This window comes from Vibrio pectenicida, from assembly GCA_024347015.1.
Lineage (GTDB): Bacteria > Pseudomonadota > Gammaproteobacteria > Enterobacterales > Vibrionaceae > Vibrio > Vibrio pectenicida.
In genome coordinates, this window is the sequence record AP024889.1 from 3,063,618 (window position 1) to 3,085,378 (window position 21,761).

At 45.6% G+C, this 21,761-nt stretch carries 9 protein-coding genes, 6 tRNA genes and 7 rRNA genes; 5 read left to right on the top strand and 17 right to left on the bottom strand.

Annotated elements, in window-relative coordinates:
• Positions 1-4: 4 nt before the first annotated feature.
• The 3 genes from dapF to lptM are packed head-to-tail and all read right to left on the bottom strand — an operon-like array spanning position 5 to position 2,245.
• On the bottom strand, positions 5-835 hold the full coding sequence (gene dapF / locus OCV27_RS14110; RefSeq protein ID WP_125322412.1) for a diaminopimelate epimerase: 831 nt from the start codon (positions 833-835) through the stop codon (positions 5-7).
• 10 nt (positions 836-845) lie between these two features.
• The gene (lysA, locus tag OCV27_RS14115) at positions 846-2,099 is read right to left on the bottom strand and encodes a diaminopimelate decarboxylase (protein ID WP_125322413.1); all 1,254 of its coding nucleotides are present in this window, start codon (positions 2,097-2,099) and stop codon (positions 846-848) included.
• 23 nt (positions 2,100-2,122) lie between these two features.
• Positions 2,123-2,245, bottom strand: a complete 123-nt coding sequence (gene lptM, locus OCV27_RS20885) for an LPS translocon maturation chaperone LptM (RefSeq protein WP_420919470.1) — start codon at positions 2,243-2,245, stop codon at positions 2,123-2,125.
• 74 nt (positions 2,246-2,319) lie between these two features.
• On the opposite strand from lptM, the gene cyaY reads away from it, so the two are divergent.
• A complete protein-coding gene (gene cyaY / locus OCV27_RS14125) occupies positions 2,320-2,634 on the top strand; it encodes an iron donor protein CyaY (RefSeq protein WP_125322414.1) in 315 nt (104 codons plus the stop codon).
• Between the two features lie 54 nt (positions 2,635-2,688).
• Here cyaY and OCV27_RS14130 read toward each other — a convergent pair whose 3' ends face one another.
• Positions 2,689-5,217, bottom strand: a complete 2,529-nt coding sequence (locus OCV27_RS14130; protein ID WP_125322415.1) for a class I adenylate cyclase — start codon at positions 5,215-5,217, stop codon at positions 2,689-2,691.
• Positions 5,218-5,549: 332 nt separating this feature from the next.
• On the opposite strand from OCV27_RS14130, the gene hemC reads away from it, so the two are divergent.
• From hemC to OCV27_RS14150, 4 genes are read left to right on the top strand one after another with little or no spacing between them, the layout of a single operon-like run.
• A complete protein-coding gene (hemC, locus tag OCV27_RS14135) occupies positions 5,550-6,488 on the top strand; it encodes a hydroxymethylbilane synthase (protein WP_125322416.1) in 939 nt (312 codons plus the stop codon).
• 4 nt (positions 6,489-6,492) lie between these two features.
• On the top strand, positions 6,493-7,215 hold the full coding sequence (locus OCV27_RS14140; protein ID WP_125322417.1) for a uroporphyrinogen-III synthase: 723 nt from the start codon (positions 6,493-6,495) through the stop codon (positions 7,213-7,215).
• 16 nt (positions 7,216-7,231) lie between these two features.
• Complete coding sequence (locus tag OCV27_RS14145) at positions 7,232-8,389, top strand: uroporphyrinogen-III C-methyltransferase (protein WP_125322418.1); 1,158 nt, start codon at positions 7,232-7,234, stop codon at positions 8,387-8,389.
• The gene (locus OCV27_RS14150) at positions 8,389-9,567 is read left to right on the top strand and encodes a heme biosynthesis protein HemY (protein WP_125322419.1); all 1,179 of its coding nucleotides are present in this window, start codon (positions 8,389-8,391) and stop codon (positions 9,565-9,567) included. The genes OCV27_RS14145 and OCV27_RS14150 overlap by 1 nt, the downstream gene beginning before the upstream one ends.
• 381 nt (positions 9,568-9,948) lie before the next feature.
• On the opposite strand, the gene rrf (OCV27_RS14155) is transcribed toward OCV27_RS14150, so the two are convergent.
• The 13 genes from rrf (OCV27_RS14155) to OCV27_RS14215 form a co-directional block, all read right to left on the bottom strand.
• A 5S ribosomal RNA gene (gene rrf, locus OCV27_RS14155) occupies positions 9,949-10,064 on the bottom strand.
• An 11-nt stretch (positions 10,065-10,075) separates the two neighbouring features.
• Positions 10,076-10,151: transfer RNA gene (locus tag OCV27_RS14160), tRNA-Thr, on the bottom strand.
• 43 nt (positions 10,152-10,194) lie between these two features.
• Positions 10,195-10,310, bottom strand: a 5S ribosomal RNA gene (gene rrf, locus OCV27_RS14165).
• 127 nt (positions 10,311-10,437) lie between these two features.
• Positions 10,438-13,327, bottom strand: a 23S ribosomal RNA gene (locus OCV27_RS14170).
• Between the two features lie 386 nt (positions 13,328-13,713).
• Positions 13,714-13,789 (bottom strand) — tRNA-Val (locus tag OCV27_RS14175).
• Between the two features lie 29 nt (positions 13,790-13,818).
• A tRNA-Lys gene (locus OCV27_RS14180) sits at positions 13,819-13,894 on the bottom strand.
• Between the two features lie 2 nt (positions 13,895-13,896).
• Positions 13,897-13,972, bottom strand: a tRNA-Glu gene (locus tag OCV27_RS14185).
• Positions 13,973-14,061: 89 nt separating this feature from the next.
• Positions 14,062-15,619: ribosomal RNA gene (locus OCV27_RS14190) — 16S ribosomal RNA — on the bottom strand.
• 435 nt (positions 15,620-16,054) lie between these two features.
• Positions 16,055-16,170: ribosomal RNA gene (gene rrf / locus OCV27_RS14195) — 5S ribosomal RNA — on the bottom strand.
• A gap of 127 nt (positions 16,171-16,297) precedes the next feature.
• Positions 16,298-19,187 (bottom strand): 23S ribosomal RNA (locus OCV27_RS14200).
• Positions 19,188-19,511: 324 nt separating this feature from the next.
• Positions 19,512-19,587 (bottom strand) — tRNA-Ala (locus tag OCV27_RS14205).
• Between the two features lie 42 nt (positions 19,588-19,629).
• Positions 19,630-19,706: transfer RNA gene (locus OCV27_RS14210), tRNA-Ile, on the bottom strand.
• 65 nt (positions 19,707-19,771) lie between these two features.
• Positions 19,772-21,329 (bottom strand): 16S ribosomal RNA (locus OCV27_RS14215).
• Together the 16S, 23S and 5S rRNA genes with 6 tRNA genes alongside form the textbook arrangement of a ribosomal RNA operon.
• Positions 21,330-21,761: the final 432 nt, after the last annotated feature.

The following is a 21,761-nucleotide window of genomic DNA, read 5'->3' on the forward strand; positions in this document are numbered from 1 at the left end:
TCTCTTAACAGCTTAGCTGACCATCGAAAACATGGCAGGCAGGACCTGTCATAAACAATGGTTTACCCTGTCCTTTCCAACTGATTTTTAATGAACCACCTGGCAGATTCACTTGCACCGTTTCATCAAGTAGCTCTTGCATAATCCCAACTGCAACTGCACCACATGCCCCACTACCACAAGCCTGAGTTTCCCCTGCACCACGTTCAAATACTCTCAGATTTACTTCATTGCGGTTCACAACCTGCATAAAACCCGCATTAACTTTCTCTGGAAAGCGTTCATGTGACTCTAGTAATGGGCCTAGAGTTTCCACGTCTGCTGTCTCAGTGTCTGGTACAACTGTCACGACATGTGGATTCCCCATACTGACAGCACCACAAAATAACGTGTGATCATCTAGGCGCAATATATAAGTTTTCTCAACTTGCTTCGCTTTAAAAGGGATCTTGCCCGGTTCAAACTCAGGCACTCCCATATTTACCGTCACTTGATCGTCATCTTCAATATTTAGCGTCAGCTTGCCTTTTTTGGTACTAACACTGATGCTGAACTTGTTGGTCAATCCTTTCATGCGCACAAAACGAGCAAAGCAGCGGGCACCGTTACCGCACTGCTCGACTTCACTGCCGTCGGCATTAAAGATTCGATAGTGAAAATCAGTTTCTGGGTCGTAAGGTGCTTCGACTATCAAAAGCTGATCAAAACCAACTCCTGTATTGCGATCAGCCAAACGACGGATCAAATCAGGAGAGAAGAAAATGTTTTGGGTAATACAATCAACAACCATAAAGTCATTACCCAAACCATGCATTTTAGAAAAATGGAAATGCATAAGACTTAAATTACTCCGGAAGAATATTCTCTAGTGCCCACAAGCTCGATAACTCCTCACGCTGACGCACCAAATGCATATTGCCGCCGTCAACCATAATTTCAGCAGCTCGCGCTCGGGTATTATAATTGGAAGACATAACAAAACCATAAGCACCCGCTGAGCGCACTGCCAATAAGTCATTCTCCTTTAGGACTAAAGACCTGTCTTTACCAAGGAAATCTCCTGTTTCACAGATTGGGCCAACCAAATCATAATTTACTGCTTCACCAGTTCGTGGAACAACAGGCACAATATCTTGCCATGCTTGATATAGGGCTGGACGCATTAGGTCATTCATCGCTGCATCGATAATGGCAAAATTCTTATGTTCAGTGTGCTTAAGGAATTCCACTTTAGTTAACAATACACCCGCATTAGCAGCAATTGCTCGACCAGGTTCAAATATCAGCTCTAAATCTTGGTGATTTTTCAGTCTTCCCAACAGTGCTTTCGCATAATCTGATGGCTGAGGTGGTAATTCATCACGATAAATAACGCCTAAGCCACCACCGACGTCAAGATGTTTAATATGTATATCTTGAGCCTTAAGATCATCAATCAATGCCAGTAAGCGATCTGTTGCGTCGATAAAAGGTTCAATATCTGTGAGCTGAGAACCAATATGGCAATCAATACCTTTGATGTCTAAGTGTTCAAGACTTTGGGCAAATTTATACACTGCTGGAGCTCTGTCAAAAGCGATACCAAACTTGTTATCACGCAAACCCGTCGATATATAAGGGTGAGTATTCGCATCAACATCTGGGTTAATACGTAGCGAGATAGGCGCTTTGACCCCTAACTCACCTGCAACTTGATTAAGTTTTTCTAACTCTGGCTCAGACTCAACATTGAAGCACTTAATACCCAGCTCTAAGGCACGCTTCATTTCGTCAGCAGTCTTACCTACTCCCGAAAAAACGACCTTATTAGGGTTTCCACCTGCTACAATAACACGTTCTAATTCACCACCCGATACAATATCAAATCCGGAGCCAAGACGCGCTAGAGTATTAAGAACTCCTATATTCGAATTAGCTTTCACGGCATAACAGACCAGATGTGGATGTTCTCCAACAGACTTATCAAACGCATTCCAATGACGTTCAAATGTCGCCCGCGAGTAAACATAGAGAGGAGTCCCATACTGCTCTGCTAACTTCGTCAGTGGTACACCTTCGGCCCATAACTGGCCATCATCTTGATAGTTAAAGTAATCCAAAATGAGATCCCTTATTAAAATAATTATTGTTGTGAAGGCTGCTCATTATGAGGCACATCTTCAGGCATATAAAGAGGTCCAGTTTGACCACAAGCAGTCAAGCCAAGAACAGTTAAAACAAATAAAGCAACTAGTAATTTTTTCATGCATTGTGTCGTGATTAATCTTTCAATGCCCCCTATAATCGCACCACATTCTAGAAAAGCAATAGGGTAACAAGATGAACGATACTGAATTTCATCAGTTAGTAGATATTCAAATGCAAATCATCGAAGAAATGATAGATGATTCAGGGGCAGACATTGACTATGAAGCCTCCGGCAATGTGATGACTCTAGAATTTGAAGATCGAAGCCAGATAATCATCAACCGTCAAGAACCGATGAAAGAAATATGGATAGCTTCCAAATCGGGAGGTTTTCATTTCTCTCTAGTTGACAGTAATTGGATCTGTTCAAGGACAGGCGAAGAGCTTATCACTATGGTGAGACAAGAATGTGAAAAACACTGCAGCGAAGAAATAGAGTGGATCTAGCAAGTTAAAGTCTGTTGGCATTTCTGGAGTTTGATTCAGAATACCAGCAGGCTACTACGCGTTGACAGCCCGGCTAGGTTTAGAATAGTTTGTCCCATCATTACGATAAGGCACAATGTAAGACTCACCTTCGAGTGGATGAACAATTTGGTAGTATTGTGGGAGATTAAAATTAATAAGTTGAGTAGGTAACTGATTATCATCTTTTATCGATGTGTAAAAGCTATTAACGCTAGCAATCATCTCATCCTTCAGACCACTAAATTGATGATAAACTTCGACACGATTTACTTCATCCAGTACGTAGATATTAAAACCCAGGTCACTATCTTCAAAAAAGAACTGAATTAAACCTTCACTCGCATAACAATCAACAATTTGCGGTAACTGAAAATCTTGTTCTTTATCCAGCGCCAACAACGGTGAGCCCTTGAGTTTACTAATTGATATACTTCGATAAAAATCGACAGAGTTTTCAAGCATCTGTACTGACACACCTCGGCGCTCAAAGAATAGCCCATACGTTTGTTGAGCAATACGCAATGTCTTAAAGCGACGACGCTTCTCTTGCTCAATCGGTTTAAGGCGTAAGTCAATACACTCAGCTAGCAGCTGATAAACCATATTGCGCATTACTCCACGTAAGTTCTTGCTATAACAGAAAACATCGACAGACTCAGGTGGCAGTGCATCTTGATGCATCTTTCCTAGAACGGTCTTGAGCGCGTCCAACATGGCAGTTTCGCCCCTAAAGTGCAAGGTACGGACTTCATGCCAAGAATTACGATATACTAAGTCCACGCTACCAACGAGACATATTTGCTCATCTGTAAAGCTAAAAATATCGGTTGATTTCAAATCAACTTTAAGTGAACGGCCGCTGAGTTTAGCTGTAGGGTCATCCTCCAAATTAATGAACATTGCCAACTGACTAATCTCACACGGACTAGCTAAAGCCTGCATAGTCGGCCAACGTTTTCGTAACGAAAACGTATTACGTAAATCACTCACCATTTGATAAAACTTGTCTATATCAAGATGAGCATCACGAACTACAGAATGTAAGCGAGTAGATTCCGTAATCAAGCCATTAAAGAATGACCAAGCAACCAACTTACTGAGATACTCATTATGCTCAAGAAATGACTGGCCAATAATGCGCTCTGGTTGCAGCGGCTGTTTGTACAAATACCAACCAGCTTTATTTGTCCGCCCTGGTTGCACTTCAATAAAACTTAAATCAGGCTCATGCAGGTCAGGAGAAATTTGAGGGTTAAGCAAGGTCACTTTACCTGGCAATACCTCAAAAGCAGCGTAAAGCTTTCGAGCTAGAATACTGATGTCTTGCGGACTGATAGCAGAAGTAATGTCATTTCGACGGGCAAACTGAATGAGGTTGCGATAGCTCAACATAAGTGCATCAAGTAATGCATGATGTACGACCTGTACCTGCTCTACTTTCCAGTTACGACGATCATCGAGTTCAATGAGCACATCGTTATCCCACCCCCATTGCTGAATAAGATCACTTAGTACCTCTCGACGCCAAACTACAGAACCAACTCCAGGTTCACGTGATAGTTTTTCATGTGTTTTAAGATAGAAACAACGTCTAACCAAATCAAGTCGAGCATCATCACCAATACGTTCAAGATATCGGGTAACTTTTTCTAGCATCAGATAGTAGGCATCCATACCATACAGATCAGGCTCATGAGTAAAGAATCGGCGTTTTGTATCAATACTTAGCAGTTGGGTCTGTGGGTATTCCCATGAATAAGCCTCAAGTAGAATAGCTTTTAAAACAGACTTATATGGCGAATCAATGCTTTTATATAACTGCCACAAATTTGAACCAAAATATTCCTCAGCTGGAATACGGTTTAACTGTCCAAAGTCAATCCACTCAGCACAGTCAATGCAGCCTTGCCGACAAAGGTCACTAACGTATTCATCGTAACTTTCTTCCATTTCAGGAGGCACGATTTGCCATAATAGCTTTTGCCCTGCGAGACGAACAGCTGAACGATAAAACTCATCAAGAAGTAATAAGTGTTGAGATGAACCACAATTATCACCCGTCATTACTTCGGAATGGTTAGTGCGAAAACGCTTTTCATCCATAACAAAGAAATTTGCTTCAACGCCCTGGTTTTGAGCCCATTCAGTAATTAGCAAGCATTTATTTGCTAAGAGTCCTCTATTTTCACAGTTCATATCAGGTGAAACGCAAACCCAAATATCCAAATCGCTGGAAGTGCTTTGGCCGATGGACGAGGTGCTACCCATAGTATATAGCGCTAAGATTGCAGGTTCACAACATGTGCTTAAAACCTGACCTATGGTCAATTCAGTATCTTCAACAAACTGTTGCTGAACCATATTGAACTCAAGATCATAAACACCAAAAGGGACATCAGAATCGCAGTAACCAGGGATGGAGGGATGATTGAAATGCAGTAACGTTGGAATTAAATGAAACACGTGCTGACTTTGTATATCCATTAATGCCAGAGCCCGCTCTACGCGCTGCTGGTTTGAAATATCAAGTCTATCAATAAGTGTCTTTGTGTAAGCCTGCAAGGTAAAATCCTTGTTAATTCCTAACGGTGCCTTGACGACAAAGTATTCTATAGCACTAACAAAACGTGATCAATTTAACATTTTTATTCCCATAGGTAAAGAAAGGTATGACCTCATTAACATTGTTTTGTTAATCAATATACTTGCGTCATAGTGTGGTACGCATCTCTCTTTAGTAACAATAGCTCAACTTATAAATGAGATCAAAGTCACACTATATTGAATATAATATGCTAGCCGAAAACGAATCAATAATTCCAAGATCTAGCAGTAAGACTTTTTACCTTAGAGTGGTAGGATTAAAACATCTAAACTTCGAACCAAAAACCAATATGACACAATCAACTCCCATTCGAATAGCCACACGAAAGAGCCCACTTGCACTTTGGCAAGCTCACTATGTAAGAGACGCCCTACAAGCCGCACATCCGGGATTAGAGGTTGAACTCATCACTATGGTAACTAAAGGTGATGTAATTTTAGATACTCCTTTAGCAAAAGTTGGTGGTAAAGGCTTATTTGTAAAAGAACTCGAAGTTGCCATTTTAGAAGATCGTGCTGATCTCGCCGTACACTCAATGAAAGATGTCCCTGTAGAGTTTCCTGTAGGTTTAGGATTGGTAACCATTTGTGAGCGTGAAGATGCCAGAGATGCTTTTGTATCGAATAAATACGACAATATAGACCAACTTCCTCAAGGAGCGATTGTTGGTACCTGTAGTTTACGCCGTCAATGCCAAATCAAGGAATATCGCCCTGATTTAAACATTAACGAATTAAGAGGCAACGTAGGCACCCGATTAAGTAAACTCGATTCTGGCGAGTATGATGCAATCATTTTAGCTGCTGCAGGCCTAAAACGTCTGAATCTAGAGGAACGAATCCGCGATTTAATTGAACCTGAACAGTCTCTACCAGCAGTTGGTCAAGGAGCCGTCGGTATTGAATGCCGCTTGAACGATGAGCGACTGATACGACTTCTTGAACCACTAAATCACCAAGACACCTATGACAAGGTCATGTGTGAGCGTGCAATGAACTTAACGTTAGAAGGAGGCTGTCAAGTACCAATCGGCAGTTATTCTTTGCTAGAGGATGATGAACTTTGGTTAAGAGCCTTAGTCGGAGAACCTGATGGTTCAAAAATAGTACGTGGTGAAATCAGAGGTTCACGAAAAGAGGCAGTAACACTTGGTGTTACACTCGCGCATCAGTTATTAGACCGTGGGGCTCGTGGTATTCTAACCAAATTATACGCGGAACAAGAGTAAAACCATGGCCGTATTGATCACTCGCCCAGGTGAACAAGGTCAAGCTCTTTGCCAGCAGTTAAACGCCACTGGTATAAAGGCTCTTCACTTCCCTCTATTAAAAATTTCACCTGGAAATGATTTTTCCTGTATTAGAAAAAGTCTGGCCAATGTCGATATTATCATCGCTGTTAGCCAGCACGCCGTCACATTTTCTCAACAAGCGCTCAATGGTGAGTGGCCCAATACAGCAACCTACATTGCGATCGGTCAAAAAACAGCACATGTATTAAGCAAACTCAGCCAACAAAACGTACACTACCCTGATGTTGCAGATAGCGAGCACCTGCTTCAACTTAAACAACTTAAACGCACAAAAAATAAGAATATTATTATTCTTCGAGGTAATGGTGGTCGTGAACTTATCTATAGCACACTGTTAAAGCGAGCTGCGCACGTTAGCTATCTCGAAGTATATAAAAGAGATAGTCTGGCTTTTGACCCCAATGTTGAACTACTTAACTGGCAAAGTAACCATATCAAACAGATAGTGATTACCAGCCTAGGTCAACTAAACCACTTTGTATCTCAACTGACTCAGCCACAAACAGACTGGATATTTAAGCTGCGGCTCTTTGTTCCAAGTCAACGAATTGCAAACCAAGCTAAACTGTTAGGTTTTCTCGATGTAATCAATACAGGTAGTGCTTCTAATAAGGATTTACTGGCTGCTCTGCAACCAAAATAGAACAGGACCACATGCAATGACAAGCAAGAATAAAAATAACTCCATTGAACCTGAAACAAACCCTCAATCACAACAAGAGGATAGAAAAGATATCAAAGAGGAGCCGGTAACAGAAGCAATAACAAGTAACACCAAACCCAAGAAAACAACCCAGCATGGTGCAAAGCTTGGCCTCCTAGCCATCGCTCTTTCCATATTATTGCCAAGTAGCGTTCTTTTATATGTAGAGCATCAGAGCACTCAATATCAAACACAAATCAGCACCTTGCAAACTGAATTACAGCAGACTAAATCATCAATAAAGCAAGAGATCCTTGCTAGTAAAGAAACTGCAGAATCAAACACAGAAGCAGCCTCGCACAAAACTGAGACTCGCTTAGCTCAGCAACAAAGAAGTATTGATAGCTTGCAACTAGCATTGGCTGAAGTAAAAGGGCGACGACCTGATGACTGGTTACTTGCAGAATCTGATTACCTAGTAAAGTTGGCTGGCCGTAAGTTGTTCCTAGAACACGATGTTGTTAGTGCAACTGAACTAATGGAAAGTGCAGACCAACGCATAGCAACACTTAATGATCCCAACTTGGTTCCACTTCGGCAATCTCTTGCAAATGATATAATAAAGCTGAAAGCCATCCCGATAATAGATAGGGATGGCCTAGTATTAAGGATTACTGCGTTACAGCAACAAGTAGATAATCTACCTCTGGCTAATGCTATTCTTCCAGATTCTGCAAAAAAACAGCAGCCTGACGTCTCAAAAGATATTAATGACTGGAAAAGCAACCTAACTACATCACTTAAAGACTTTTCACAAAATTTTGTTACATTCCGCGTCCGAGATGGAAATGTTATTCCTCTACTTTCACCACAGCAGCACTTTTATCTGAAAGAAAATATCAAATCTAAACTTGAGACCGCCATCAAAGCCGTTTATATAGAGCAACAAGAAATCTATTCAATAGCTTTGGCCACTGCTGACACATGGTCCATTACTTTCTTCAATCAGGAGTCCAATACAGTTACTGAATTTAACAATGCACTAGAGCTGCTGAGCAAACAAAACATTCAAGTGGATTACCCTGTTAAACTAGAAACTCAGAAAATTCTATCAGATGTGATTCGTGAACGTCTTCGTCGAGAAGTTACCACTTTGATAACGGAGGGTAAATAATGTTTAGATTGGCTTTTCTGTTCGTTATTTTAGGGTCAGGACTTTTCGTAGGGACACAATACACAGGCCAACAAGGGTACGTGCTGATTTCCATCGCAGATAAAACCATAGAAATGAGCGTAACTACACTGATTATCTTGGTACTTGCTGGTATAGGTATACTCTTTGGCTTAGAATTTCTGATAAAAAAAACGCTATATACCAGCTTTGCAACTTGGAACTATTTTTCAGTTCGGAAAGTAAGACGAGCTCGTCGTTTTACGAATGAAGGCATAATAAAGCTGCTTGAGGGGGATTTTAAATCAGCAGAGAAAAAGGTAATTCACTGGGCTAACCATCATGACATGCCTCTATTGTGCTACTTAGTTGCTTCTGAAGCCGCACATGGGATGGGCGATAAGCAAAAGCGAGAACAGTATCTGAAGCTCGCTTCTGAACAAGAAAACTCACAGCTGGCGGTTGCCCTCACATATACAAAACAGCAAGTCGCAGAAAAAAACTTCAGTGCTGCTTTTGAAACTCTTTGTGAATTAAAATCCAATCAATCCAATAACCAAGTTGCTCTGACTTTACTCAAAACAATACGTACTGAACTTAATATGTGGCAGCCGTTGCTTGACAGTTTACCTGAGCTAGAAAAAAACAACGTCATCTCAAAAGAAGAGCGCATGCTTCTCACCCGTCAAGCTCAATGCGGATTAATTGAACAAATATCGCAGCAACAAGGTAGCGACGGTGTGACTTCATACTGGAACAGCTTGCCACGTAAGTTAAAAAACGATACTCATCTGGTTGAGTGTTGTGCTAAACAGCTTATATCTCGTAAGTCTGACAGCAATGCTTTTACTCTAGTAAAAGAACATTTGAAGAAACACCCTAACAGCAGTCTTTATACCTTGTTACCGGATATGAACTTATCAGATCCCCACCCGATCATGACATTTCTAGATGATATATTAAAAAAAGATGCTGGTAACGCCTCTGCTCATAGTGCTCTTGCACAATTTCATTTAAGAAAGGGAAACTGGTCTAAAGCACAGCAGCACCTTGAGAGAGCACTATCAATTCGTTCTAGTTTATCTGACTACGCCTATCTAGCTGACGCACTGGAGAAACAAAACATGCCTCAAGCAGCCCGGGAAGTTTCCAAAAAAGCACTCACATTAGTACAAGCTTAATTCTATTTATCTAAGATAATTTCAGCCGACCATATGGCCGGCTTTTTGTACTAAATATAGTTATAGCGGTGCAATATTCGGTTCAGTACAAAAAGGTTTAAACCGTGATTATGTATATAGAAGCTGCTGACTAAACGCAGACAAAGGATACTTTCAAGTTAGCTATGACCTTAAAGTACAAAGGCGACTTGAAAGATAAAAGTCTCATATTCGAGTACATACTAGTTTAAGATGGAAGATACAAAAAACCCCAGCATTGCTGCTGGGGTTGAGAAAAATTGACGGAGCGGACGGGACTCGAACCCGCGACGTGACAGGCCGGTATTCTAACCAACTGAACTACCGCTCCACACTGGTTAGACTCTACATCTAAATTTAAAAGCCTGGCGATGTCCTACTCTCACATGGGGAGACCCCACACTACCATCGGCGCTATTGTGTTTCACTTCTGAGTTCGACATGGAATCAGGTGGGTCCACAACGCTATGGTCGCCAAGCAAAATTCTTTTGGTGCTGATACCCAGACTCGAACTGGGGACCTCATCCTTACCAAGGATGCGCTCTACCACCTGAGCTATATCAGCGTAGTATTATCTAAGATACTTGTCTTAAATAAGGTAATTTGAAGCCTGGCGATGTCCTACTCTCACATGGGGAGACCCCACACTACCATCGGCGCTATTGTGTTTCACTTCTGAGTTCGGCATGGGTTCAGGTGGGTCCACAACGCTATGGTCGCCAAGCAAATTAGGTGACCCGCTGCGCACTCGCAACCGGTCAAAATCTGGAAAGCTGCTTACTCTTTAAAGAGCGTTCTCTACACATTCAATGTTCTACTTTGAGTCCACAACAAAACCCTTTGGGTGTTGTATGGTTAAGCCTCACGGGCAATTAGTACAGGTTAGCTCAACGCCTCACAACGCTTACACACCCTGCCTATCAACGTTCTAGTCTTGAACAACCCTTTAGGACCCTCAAGGGGTCAGGGAAGACTCATCTTAGGGCTCGCTTCCCGCTTAGATGCTTTCAGCGGTTATCGATTCCGAACTTAGCTACCGGGCAATGCCATTGGCATGACAACCCGAACACCAGAGGTTCGTCCACTCCGGTCCTCTCGTACTAGGAGCAGCCCCCTTCAATCTTCCAACGCCCACGGCAGATAGGGACCGAACTGTCTCACGACGTTCTAAACCCAGCTCGCGTACCACTTTAAATGGCGAACAGCCATACCCTTGGGACCGACTTCAGCCCCAGGATGTGATGAGCCGACATCGAGGTGCCAAACACCGCCGTCGATATGAACTCTTGGGCGGTATCAGCCTGTTATCCCCGGAGTACCTTTTATCCGTTGAGCGATGGCCCTTCCATACAGAACCACCGGATCACTATGACCTGCTTTCGCACCTGCTCGAATTGTCATTCTCGCAGTCAAGCGGGCTTATGCCATTGCACTAACCACACGATGTCCAACCGTGTTTAGCCCACCTTCGTGCTCCTCCGTTACTCTTTGGGAGGAGACCGCCCCAGTCAAACTACCCACCAGGCACTGTCCTTGACCCAGATAATGGGTCTAAGTTAGAACATCAAACATACAAGGGTGGTATTTCAAGGATGGCTCCATGCACACTGGCGTGCACATATCAAAGCCTCCCACCTATCCTACACATGTAGGCTCAATGTTCAGTGCCAAGCTGTAGTAAAGGTTCACGGGGTCTTTCCGTCTAGCCGCGGGTACACTGCATCTTCACAGCGATTTCAATTTCACTGAGTCTCGGGTGGAGACAGCGTGGCCATCATTACGCCATTCGTGCAGGTCGGAACTTACCCGACAAGGAATTTCGCTACCTTAGGACCGTTATAGTTACGGCCGCCGTTTACCGGGGCTTCGATCAAGAGCTTCGACCTAAGTCTAACCCCATCAATTAACCTTCCGGCACCGGGCAGGCGTCACACCGTATACGTCATCTTACGATTTTGCACAGTGCTGTGTTTTTAATAAACAGTTGCAGCCACCTGGTATCTGCGACTCCCGTTAGCTCCATCCGCAAGGGACTTCACCGACAAGAGCGTACCTTCTCCCGAAGTTACGGTACCATTTTGCCTAGTTCCTTCACCCGAGTTCTCTCAAGCGCCTTGGTATTCTCTACCCGACCACCTGTGTCGGTTTGGGGTACGATTTCTTACAATCTGAAGCTTAGAGGCTTTTCCTGGAAGCATGGCATCAATGACTTCACACCCGTAGGTGCTCGACGTCGTGTCTCAGCTTTGGAGAGAGCCGGATTTACCTAACTCTCAAGCCTACGCACTTGAACCTGGACAACCGTCGCCAGGCTCACCTAGCCTTCTCCGTCCCCCCATCGCAATTGTAAGAAGTACGGGAATATTAACCCGTTTCCCATCGACTACGCCTTTCGGCCTCGCCTTAGGGGTCGACTTACCCTGCCCCGATTAACGTTGGACAGGAACCCTTGGTCTTCCGGCGAGGGGGTTTTTCACCCCCTTTATCGTTACTCATGTCAGCATTCGCACTTCTGATACCTCCAGCATGCCTTACAGCACACCTTCAACGGCTTACAGAACGCTCCCCTACCCAATACAGTAAACTGTATTGCCGCAGCTTCGGTGTATAGCTTAGCCCCGTTACATCTTCCGCGCAGGCCGACTCGACTAGTGAGCTATTACGCTTTCTTTAAATGATGGCTGCTTCTAAGCCAACATCCTAGCTGTCTAAGCCTTCCCACATCGTTTCCCACTTAGCTATACTTTGGGACCTTAGCTGGCGGTCTGGGTTGTTTCCCTCTCCACGACGGACGTTAGCACCCGCCGTGTGTCTCCCGGATAGTACTTACTGGTATTCGGAGTTTGCAAAGGGTTGGTAAGTCGGGATGACCCCCTAGCCTTAACAGTGCTCTACCCCCAGTAGTATTCGTCCGAGGCTCTACCTAAATAGATTTCGGGGAGAACCAGCTATCTCCAGGTTTGATTGGCCTTTCACCCCTAGCCACAAGTCATCCGCTAATTTTTCAACATTAGTCGGTTCGGTCCTCCAGTTGATGTTACTCAACCTTCAACCTGCCCATGGCTAGATCACCTGGTTTCGGGTCTATATCCAGCAACTCGACGCCCAGTTAAGACTCGATTTCTCTACGGCTCCCCTAGATGGTTAACCTTGCTACTGAATATAAGTCGCTGACCCATTATACAAAAGGTACGCAGTCACACCACGAAGGTGCTCCTACTGCTTGTACGTACACGGTTTCAGGTTCTATTTCACTCCCCTCACAGGGGTTCTTTTCGCCTTTCCCTCACGGTACTGGTTCACTATCGGTCAGTCAGTAGTATTTAGCCTTGGAGGATGGTCCCCCCATATTCAGACAGGATATCACGTGTCCCGTCCTACTCGATTTCACTGAACACACGTCGTCGACTACGGGACTATCACCCTTTATTGTCGGCCTTTCCAGGCTGTTCGTCTAACGCGTGTAAAGCTTAAGGGCTAATCCAATTTCGCTCGCCGCTACTTTCGGAATCTCGGTTGATTTCTTTTCCTCGGGGTACTTAGATGTTTCAGTTCCCCCGGTTTGCCTCATTAACCTATGTATTCAGTTAATGATACGTGCTTATGCACGTGGGTTTCCCCATTCAGACATCCCAGACTCAAACGGTTGTTACTACCTAATCTGGGCTTATCGCAAGTTACTACGTCTTTCATCGCCTCTGACTGCCAAGGCATCCACCGTGTACGCTTAGTCACTTAACCATACAACCCCAAAGAGTCTTGCTCAGTTGGTGTTGTTAATTAAACAACCAAAGTTGCTGTCTCATTATTTGAATGAGCGAGACAGCGTTCGATTTTGCCGGACTCAAATATAAACGCCACAACGAATTGTGGTGTTTCCAAGAACACTTGAATGTGTGTTGGTACCCAATCATTCTTTCGTTAAAAAGAATCATTAGGATTTGAGAACTTTTATTTGAACAACAACCAATCACGGTTATTGTTCGTCAGCTTTCCAAATTGTTAAAGAGCGATGTATCTTCCTAGTGGAAACTACATTGTCTAAATACTATCGACGTCAATAATTACAACCACATACGTTTAACGGTGGCGGTAATAGAAATTGAAACGCAAAAATACTTAGAGAATGGTGGGCGATACCGGGCTCGAACCAGTGACCCCCTGCTTGTAAGGCAGGTGCTCTCCCAACTGAGCTAATCGCCCACAGAGTTTTACTTCTTCGTGGTGAAGAATGGTGGGTCGTGCAGGATTCGAACCTGCGACCAATTGATTAAAAGTCAACTGCTCTACCAACTGAGCTAACGACCCAATGGTATCCCGTAGGGGAGTCGAACCCCTGTTACCGCCGTGAAAGGGCGGTGTCCTAGGCCTCTAGACGAACGGGACACTAAGTTGAAGATATTGGGATATCTTCTTTCTCTTAAACTACATAAACCATCAATCTGTGTGGGTACTCATCAAAAATAATCATCGTATAAGGAGGTGATCCAGCGCCAGGTTCCCCTAGCGCTACCTTGTTACGACTTCACCCCAGTCATGAACCACAAAGTGGTAAGCGTTCTCCCGAAGGTTAAACTACCTACTTCTTTTGCAGCCCACTCCCATGGTGTGACGGGCGGTGTGTACAAGGCCCGGGAACGTATTCACCGTGGCATTCTGATCCACGATTACTAGCGATTCCGACTTCATGGAGTCGAGTTGCAGACTCCAATCCGGACTACGACGCACTTTTTGGGATTCGCTCACTTTTGCAAGTTGGCCGCCCTCTGTATGCGCCATTGTAGCACGTGTGTAGCCCTACTCGTAAGGGCCATGATGACTTGACGTCGTCCCCACCTTCCTCCGGTTTATCACCGGCAGTCTCCCTGGAGTTCCCGACATTACTCGCTGGCAAACAAGGATAAGGGTTGCGCTCGTTGCGGGACTTAACCCAACATTTCACAACACGAGCTGACGACAGCCATGCAGCACCTGTCTCAGAGCTCCCGAAGGCACACCTGCGTCTCCGCTGGCTTCTCTGGATGTCAAGAGTAGGTAAGGTTCTTCGCGTTGCATCGAATTAAACCACATGCTCCACCGCTTGTGCGGGCCCCCGTCAATTCATTTGAGTTTTAATCTTGCGACCGTACTCCCCAGGCGGTCTACTTAACGCGTTAGCTCCGAAAGCCACGGCTCAAGGCCACAACCTCCAAGTAGACATCGTTTACGGCGTGGACTACCAGGGTATCTAATCCTGTTTGCTCCCCACGCTTTCGCATCTGAGTGTCAGTATCTGTCCAGGGGGCCGCCTTCGCCACTGGTATTCCTTCAGATCTCTACGCATTTCACCGCTACACCTGAAATTCTACCCCCCTCTACAGTACTCTAGATGACCAGTTTCAAATGCTATTCCGAGGTTGAGCCCCGGGCTTTCACATCTGACTTAATCATCCACCTGCATGCGCTTTACGCCCAGTAATTCCGATTAACGCTCGCACCCTCCGTATTACCGCGGCTGCTGGCACGGAGTTAGCCGGTGCTTCTTCTGCAGCTAACGTCAAATGAATGCGCTATTAACACATCCACCTTCCTCACTGCTGAAAGTACTTTACAACCCGAAGGCCTTCTTCATACACGCGGCATGGCTGCATCAGGCTTGCGCCCATTGTGCAATATTCCCCACTGCTGCCTCCCGTAGGAGTCTGGACCGTGTCTCAGTTCCAGTGTGGCTGATCATCCTCTCAGACCAGCTAGGGATCGTCGCCTTGGTGAGCCATTACCTCACCAACTAGCTAATCCCACCTGGGCATATCTTGACGCAAGAGGCCCGAAGGTCCCCCTCTTTGGCTTCCGTTCATTACAAACAAAAGCATTATGCGGTATTAGCCATCGTTTCCAATGGTTATCCCCCACATCAAGGCAATTTCCCAGGCATTACTCACCCGTCCGCCGCTCGACGCCGAAGTAGCAAGCTACTTCTCGTTTCCGCTCGACTTGCATGTGTTAGGCCTGCCGCCAGCGTTCAATCTGAGCCATGATCAAACTCTTCAATTTAAAGTTTTGATTTCCTAACTAAATAGGATTGGGCTCAATGAATACTGACTTCAAAACTAATATTTACCGCTTATTCGAAAATAAACAGAAACATGTAATTCTAAAGCTATTATCGTTCTCTTCTTAAATAAATAGGAACAGAACGATAATGAATTGACTGTGCCAAATAATGCCTTTCTACAAGAGAAAGTCGTTATTTGTATTGGTCACTCAGTTCATTGATACCTAAAGTGATTCAATAGAATCATTTTTGGATTATCATCAACGAGTGCCCACACAGATTGATAGGTTTAGTTTGTTAAAGAGCGTTGCTTAGTTCCTTTTGGGTCATAAGCAGGACGCGTATAATACGCGACTGACTATTGAAGTCAACATAAAACTCTTAGTTTTAAAAGCTTTATGGTGACTCGTCTATAAAGACAAGTCGAAATAAAAGCCTGGCGATGTCCTACTCTCACATGGGGAGACCCCACACTACCATCGGCGCTATTGTGTTTCACTTCTGAGTTCGGCATGGGTTCAGGTGGGTCCACAACGCTATGGTCGCCAAGCAAATTAGGTGACCCGCTGCGCACTCGCAACCGGTCAAAATCTGGAAAGCTGCTTACTCTTTAAAGAGCGTTCTCTACACATTCAATGTTCTACTTTGAGTCCACAACAAAACCCTTTGGGTGTTGTATGGTTAAGCCTCACGGGCAATTAGTACAGGTTAGCTCAACGCCTCACAACGCTTACACACCCTGCCTATCAACGTTCTAGTCTTGAACAACCCTTTAGGACCCTCAAGGGGTCAGGGAAGACTCATCTTAGGGCTCGCTTCCCGCTTAGATGCTTTCAGCGGTTATCGATTCCGAACTTAGCTACCGGGCAATGCCATTGGCATGACAACCCGAACACCAGAGGTTCGTCCACTCCGGTCCTCTCGTACTAGGAGCAGCCCCCTTCAATCTTCCAACGCCCACGGCAGATAGGGACCGAACTGTCTCACGACGTTCTAAACCCAGCTCGCGTACCACTTTAAATGGCGAACAGCCATACCCTTGGGACCGACTTCAGCCCCAGGATGTGATGAGCCGACATCGAGGTGCCAAACACCGCCGTCGATATGAACTCTTGGGCGGTATCAGCCTGTTATCCCCGGAGTACCTTTTATCCGTTGAGCGATGGCCCTTCCATACAGAACCACCGGATCACTATGACCTGCTTTCGCACCTGCTCGAATTGTCATTCTCGCAGTCAAGCGGGCTTATGCCATTGCACTAACCACACGATGTCCAACCGTGTTTAGCCCACCTTCGTGCTCCTCCGTTACTCTTTGGGAGGAGACCGCCCCAGTCAAACTACCCACCAGGCACTGTCCTTGACCCAGATAATGGGTCTAAGTTAGAACATCAAACATACAAGGGTGGTATTTCAAGGATGGCTCCATGCACACTGGCGTGCACATATCAAAGCCTCCCACCTATCCTACACATGTAGGCTCAATGTTCAGTGCCAAGCTGTAGTAAAGGTTCACGGGGTCTTTCCGTCTAGCCGCGGGTACACTGCATCTTCACAGCGATTTCAATTTCACTGAGTCTCGGGTGGAGACAGCGTGGCCATCATTACGCCATTCGTGCAGGTCGGAACTTACCCGACAAGGAATTTCGCTACCTTAGGACCGTTATAGTTACGGCCGCCGTTTACCGGGGCTTCGATCAAGAGCTTCGACCTAAGTCTAACCCCATCAATTAACCTTCCGGCACCGGGCAGGCGTCACACCGTATACGTCATCTTACGATTTTGCACAGTGCTGTGTTTTTAATAAACAGTTGCAGCCACCTGGTATCTGCGACTCCCGTTAGCTCCATCCGCAAGGGACTTCACCGACAAGAGCGTACCTTCTCCCGAAGTTACGGTACCATTTTGCCTAGTTCCTTCACCCGAGTTCTCTCAAGCGCCTTGGTATTCTCTACCCGACCACCTGTGTCGGTTTGGGGTACGATTTCTTACAATCTGAAGCTTAGAGGCTTTTCCTGGAAGCATGGCATCAATGACTTCACACCCGTAGGTGCTCGACGTCGTGTCTCAGCTTTGGAGAGAGCCGGATTTACCTAACTCTCAAGCCTACGCACTTGAACCTGGACAACCGTCGCCAGGCTCACCTAGCCTTCTCCGTCCCCCCATCGCAATTGTAAGAAGTACGGGAATATTAACCCGTTTCCCATCGACTACGCCTTTCGGCCTCGCCTTAGGGGTCGACTTACCCTGCCCCGATTAACGTTGGACAGGAACCCTTGGTCTTCCGGCGAGGGGGTTTTTCACCCCCTTTATCGTTACTCATGTCAGCATTCGCACTTCTGATACCTCCAGCATGCCTTACAGCACACCTTCAACGGCTTACAGAACGCTCCCCTACCCAATACAGTAAACTGTATTGCCGCAGCTTCGGTGTATAGCTTAGCCCCGTTACATCTTCCGCGCAGGCCGACTCGACTAGTGAGCTATTACGCTTTCTTTAAATGATGGCTGCTTCTAAGCCAACATCCTAGCTGTCTAAGCCTTCCCACATCGTTTCCCACTTAGCTATACTTTGGGACCTTAGCTGGCGGTCTGGGTTGTTTCCCTCTCCACGACGGACGTTAGCACCCGCCGTGTGTCTCCCGGATAGTACTTACTGGTATTCGGAGTTTGCAAAGGGTTGGTAAGTCGGGATGACCCCCTAGCCTTAACAGTGCTCTACCCCCAGTAGTATTCGTCCGAGGCTCTACCTAAATAGATTTCGGGGAGAACCAGCTATCTCCAGGTTTGATTGGCCTTTCACCCCTAGCCACAAGTCATCCGCTAATTTTTCAACATTAGTCGGTTCGGTCCTCCAGTTGATGTTACTCAACCTTCAACCTGCCCATGGCTAGATCACCTGGTTTCGGGTCTATATCCAGCAACTCGACGCCCAGTTAAGACTCGATTTCTCTACGGCTCCCCTAGATGGTTAACCTTGCTACTGAATATAAGTCGCTGACCCATTATACAAAAGGTACGCAGTCACACCACGAAGGTGCTCCTACTGCTTGTACGTACACGGTTTCAGGTTCTATTTCACTCCCCTCACAGGGGTTCTTTTCGCCTTTCCCTCACGGTACTGGTTCACTATCGGTCAGTCAGTAGTATTTAGCCTTGGAGGATGGTCCCCCCATATTCAGACAGGATATCACGTGTCCCGTCCTACTCGATTTCACTGAACACACGTCGTCGACTACGGGACTATCACCCTTTATTGTCGGCCTTTCCAGGCTGTTCGTCTAACGCGTGTAAAGCTTAAGGGCTAATCCAATTTCGCTCGCCGCTACTTTCGGAATCTCGGTTGATTTCTTTTCCTCGGGGTACTTAGATGTTTCAGTTCCCCCGGTTTGCCTCATTAACCTATGTATTCAGTTAATGATACGTGCTTATGCACGTGGGTTTCCCCATTCAGACATCCCAGACTCAAACGGTTGTTACTACCTAATCTGGGCTTATCGCAAGTTACTACGTCTTTCATCGCCTCTGACTGCCAAGGCATCCACCGTGTACGCTTAGTCACTTAACCATACAACCCCAAAGAGTCTTGCTCAGTTGGTGTTGTTAATTAAACAACCAAAGTTGCTGTCTCATTATTTGAATGAGCGAGACAGCGTTCGATTTTGCCGGACTCAAATATAAACGCCACAACGAATTGTGGTGTTTCCAAGAACACTTGAATGTGTGTTGGTACCCAATCATTCTTTCGTTAAAAAGAATCATTAGGATTTGAGAACTTTTATTTGAACAACAACCAATCACGGTTATTGTTCGTCAGCTTTCCAAATTGTTAAAGAGCAAGATTCTAATTAAGAACCATGTTTAAGTGCACTATTGCAAATGCATTTAAAGATGGTGGAGCTAAGCAGGATCGAACTGCTGACCTCCTGCGTGCAAGGCAGGCGCTCTCCCAGCTGAGCTATAGCCCCATCAGGTGTGATACTGTATGCCAACTCTTCTGGGATGAAGATTGGTGGGTCTGAGTGGACTTGAACCACCGACCTCTCGCTTATCAGGCGAACGCTCTAACCACCTGAGCTACAGACCCAGTATCGTCTTTAAAATCTATAAACCATCAATCTGTGTGGGTACTCATCAAAAATAATCATCGTATAAGGAGGTGATCCAGCGCCAGGTTCCCCTAGCGCTACCTTGTTACGACTTCACCCCAGTCATGAACCACAAAGTGGTAAGCGTTCTCCCGAAGGTTAAACTACCTACTTCTTTTGCAGCCCACTCCCATGGTGTGACGGGCGGTGTGTACAAGGCCCGGGAACGTATTCACCGTGGCATTCTGATCCACGATTACTAGCGATTCCGACTTCATGGAGTCGAGTTGCAGACTCCAATCCGGACTACGACGCACTTTTTGGGATTCGCTCACTTTTGCAAGTTGGCCGCCCTCTGTATGCGCCATTGTAGCACGTGTGTAGCCCTACTCGTAAGGGCCATGATGACTTGACGTCGTCCCCACCTTCCTCCGGTTTATCACCGGCAGTCTCCCTGGAGTTCCCGACATTACTCGCTGGCAAACAAGGATAAGGGTTGCGCTCGTTGCGGGACTTAACCCAACATTTCACAACACGAGCTGACGACAGCCATGCAGCACCTGTCTCAGAGCTCCCGAAGGCACACCTGCGTCTCCGCTGGCTTCTCTGGATGTCAAGAGTAGGTAAGGTTCTTCGCGTTGCATCGAATTAAACCACATGCTCCACCGCTTGTGCGGGCCCCCGTCAATTCATTTGAGTTTTAATCTTGCGACCGTACTCCCCAGGCGGTCTACTTAACGCGTTAGCTCCGAAAGCCACGGCTCAAGGCCACAACCTCCAAGTAGACATCGTTTACGGCGTGGACTACCAGGGTATCTAATCCTGTTTGCTCCCCACGCTTTCGCATCTGAGTGTCAGTATCTGTCCAGGGGGCCGCCTTCGCCACTGGTATTCCTTCAGATCTCTACGCATTTCACCGCTACACCTGAAATTCTACCCCCCTCTACAGTACTCTAGATGACCAGTTTCAAATGCTATTCCGAGGTTGAGCCCCGGGCTTTCACATCTGACTTAATCATCCACCTGCATGCGCTTTACGCCCAGTAATTCCGATTAACGCTCGCACCCTCCGTATTACCGCGGCTGCTGGCACGGAGTTAGCCGGTGCTTCTTCTGCAGCTAACGTCAAATGAATGCGCTATTAACACATCCACCTTCCTCACTGCTGAAAGTACTTTACAACCCGAAGGCCTTCTTCATACACGCGGCATGGCTGCATCAGGCTTGCGCCCATTGTGCAATATTCCCCACTGCTGCCTCCCGTAGGAGTCTGGACCGTGTCTCAGTTCCAGTGTGGCTGATCATCCTCTCAGACCAGCTAGGGATCGTCGCCTTGGTGAGCCATTACCTCACCAACTAGCTAATCCCACCTGGGCATATCTTGACGCGAGAGGCCCGAAGGTCCCCCTCTTTGGCTTCCGTTCATTACAAACAAAAGCATTATGCGGTATTAGCCATCGTTTCCAATGGTTATCCCCCACATCAAGGCAATTTCCCAGGCATTACTCACCCGTCCGCCGCTCGACGCCGAAGTAGCAAGCTACTTCTCGTTTCCGCTCGACTTGCATGTGTTAGGCCTGCCGCCAGCGTTCAATCTGAGCCATGATCAAACTCTTCAATTTAAAGTTTTGATTTCCTAACTAAATAGGATTGGGCTCAATGAATACTGACTTCAAAACTAATATTTACCGCTTATTCGAAAATAAACAGAAACATGTAATTCTAAAGCTATTATCGTTCTCTTCTTAAATAAATAGGAACAGAACGATAATGAATTGACTGTGCCAAATAATGCCTTTCTACAAGAGAAAGTCGTTATTTGTATTGGTCACTCAGTTCATTGATACCTAAAGTGATTCAATAGAATCATTTTTGGATTATCATCAACGAGTGCCCACACAGATTGATAGGTTTATATTGTTAAAGAGCAGCGCTTTGATGTATTAACTTCTCAAAGCGGAGGTGAATTCTAGCGATATAATTTAAAGAGTCAAACACTTTTTTAAATTAATTTTTTTTGCTGATTTCTACCTCACCGACACTGGCTAAAATCG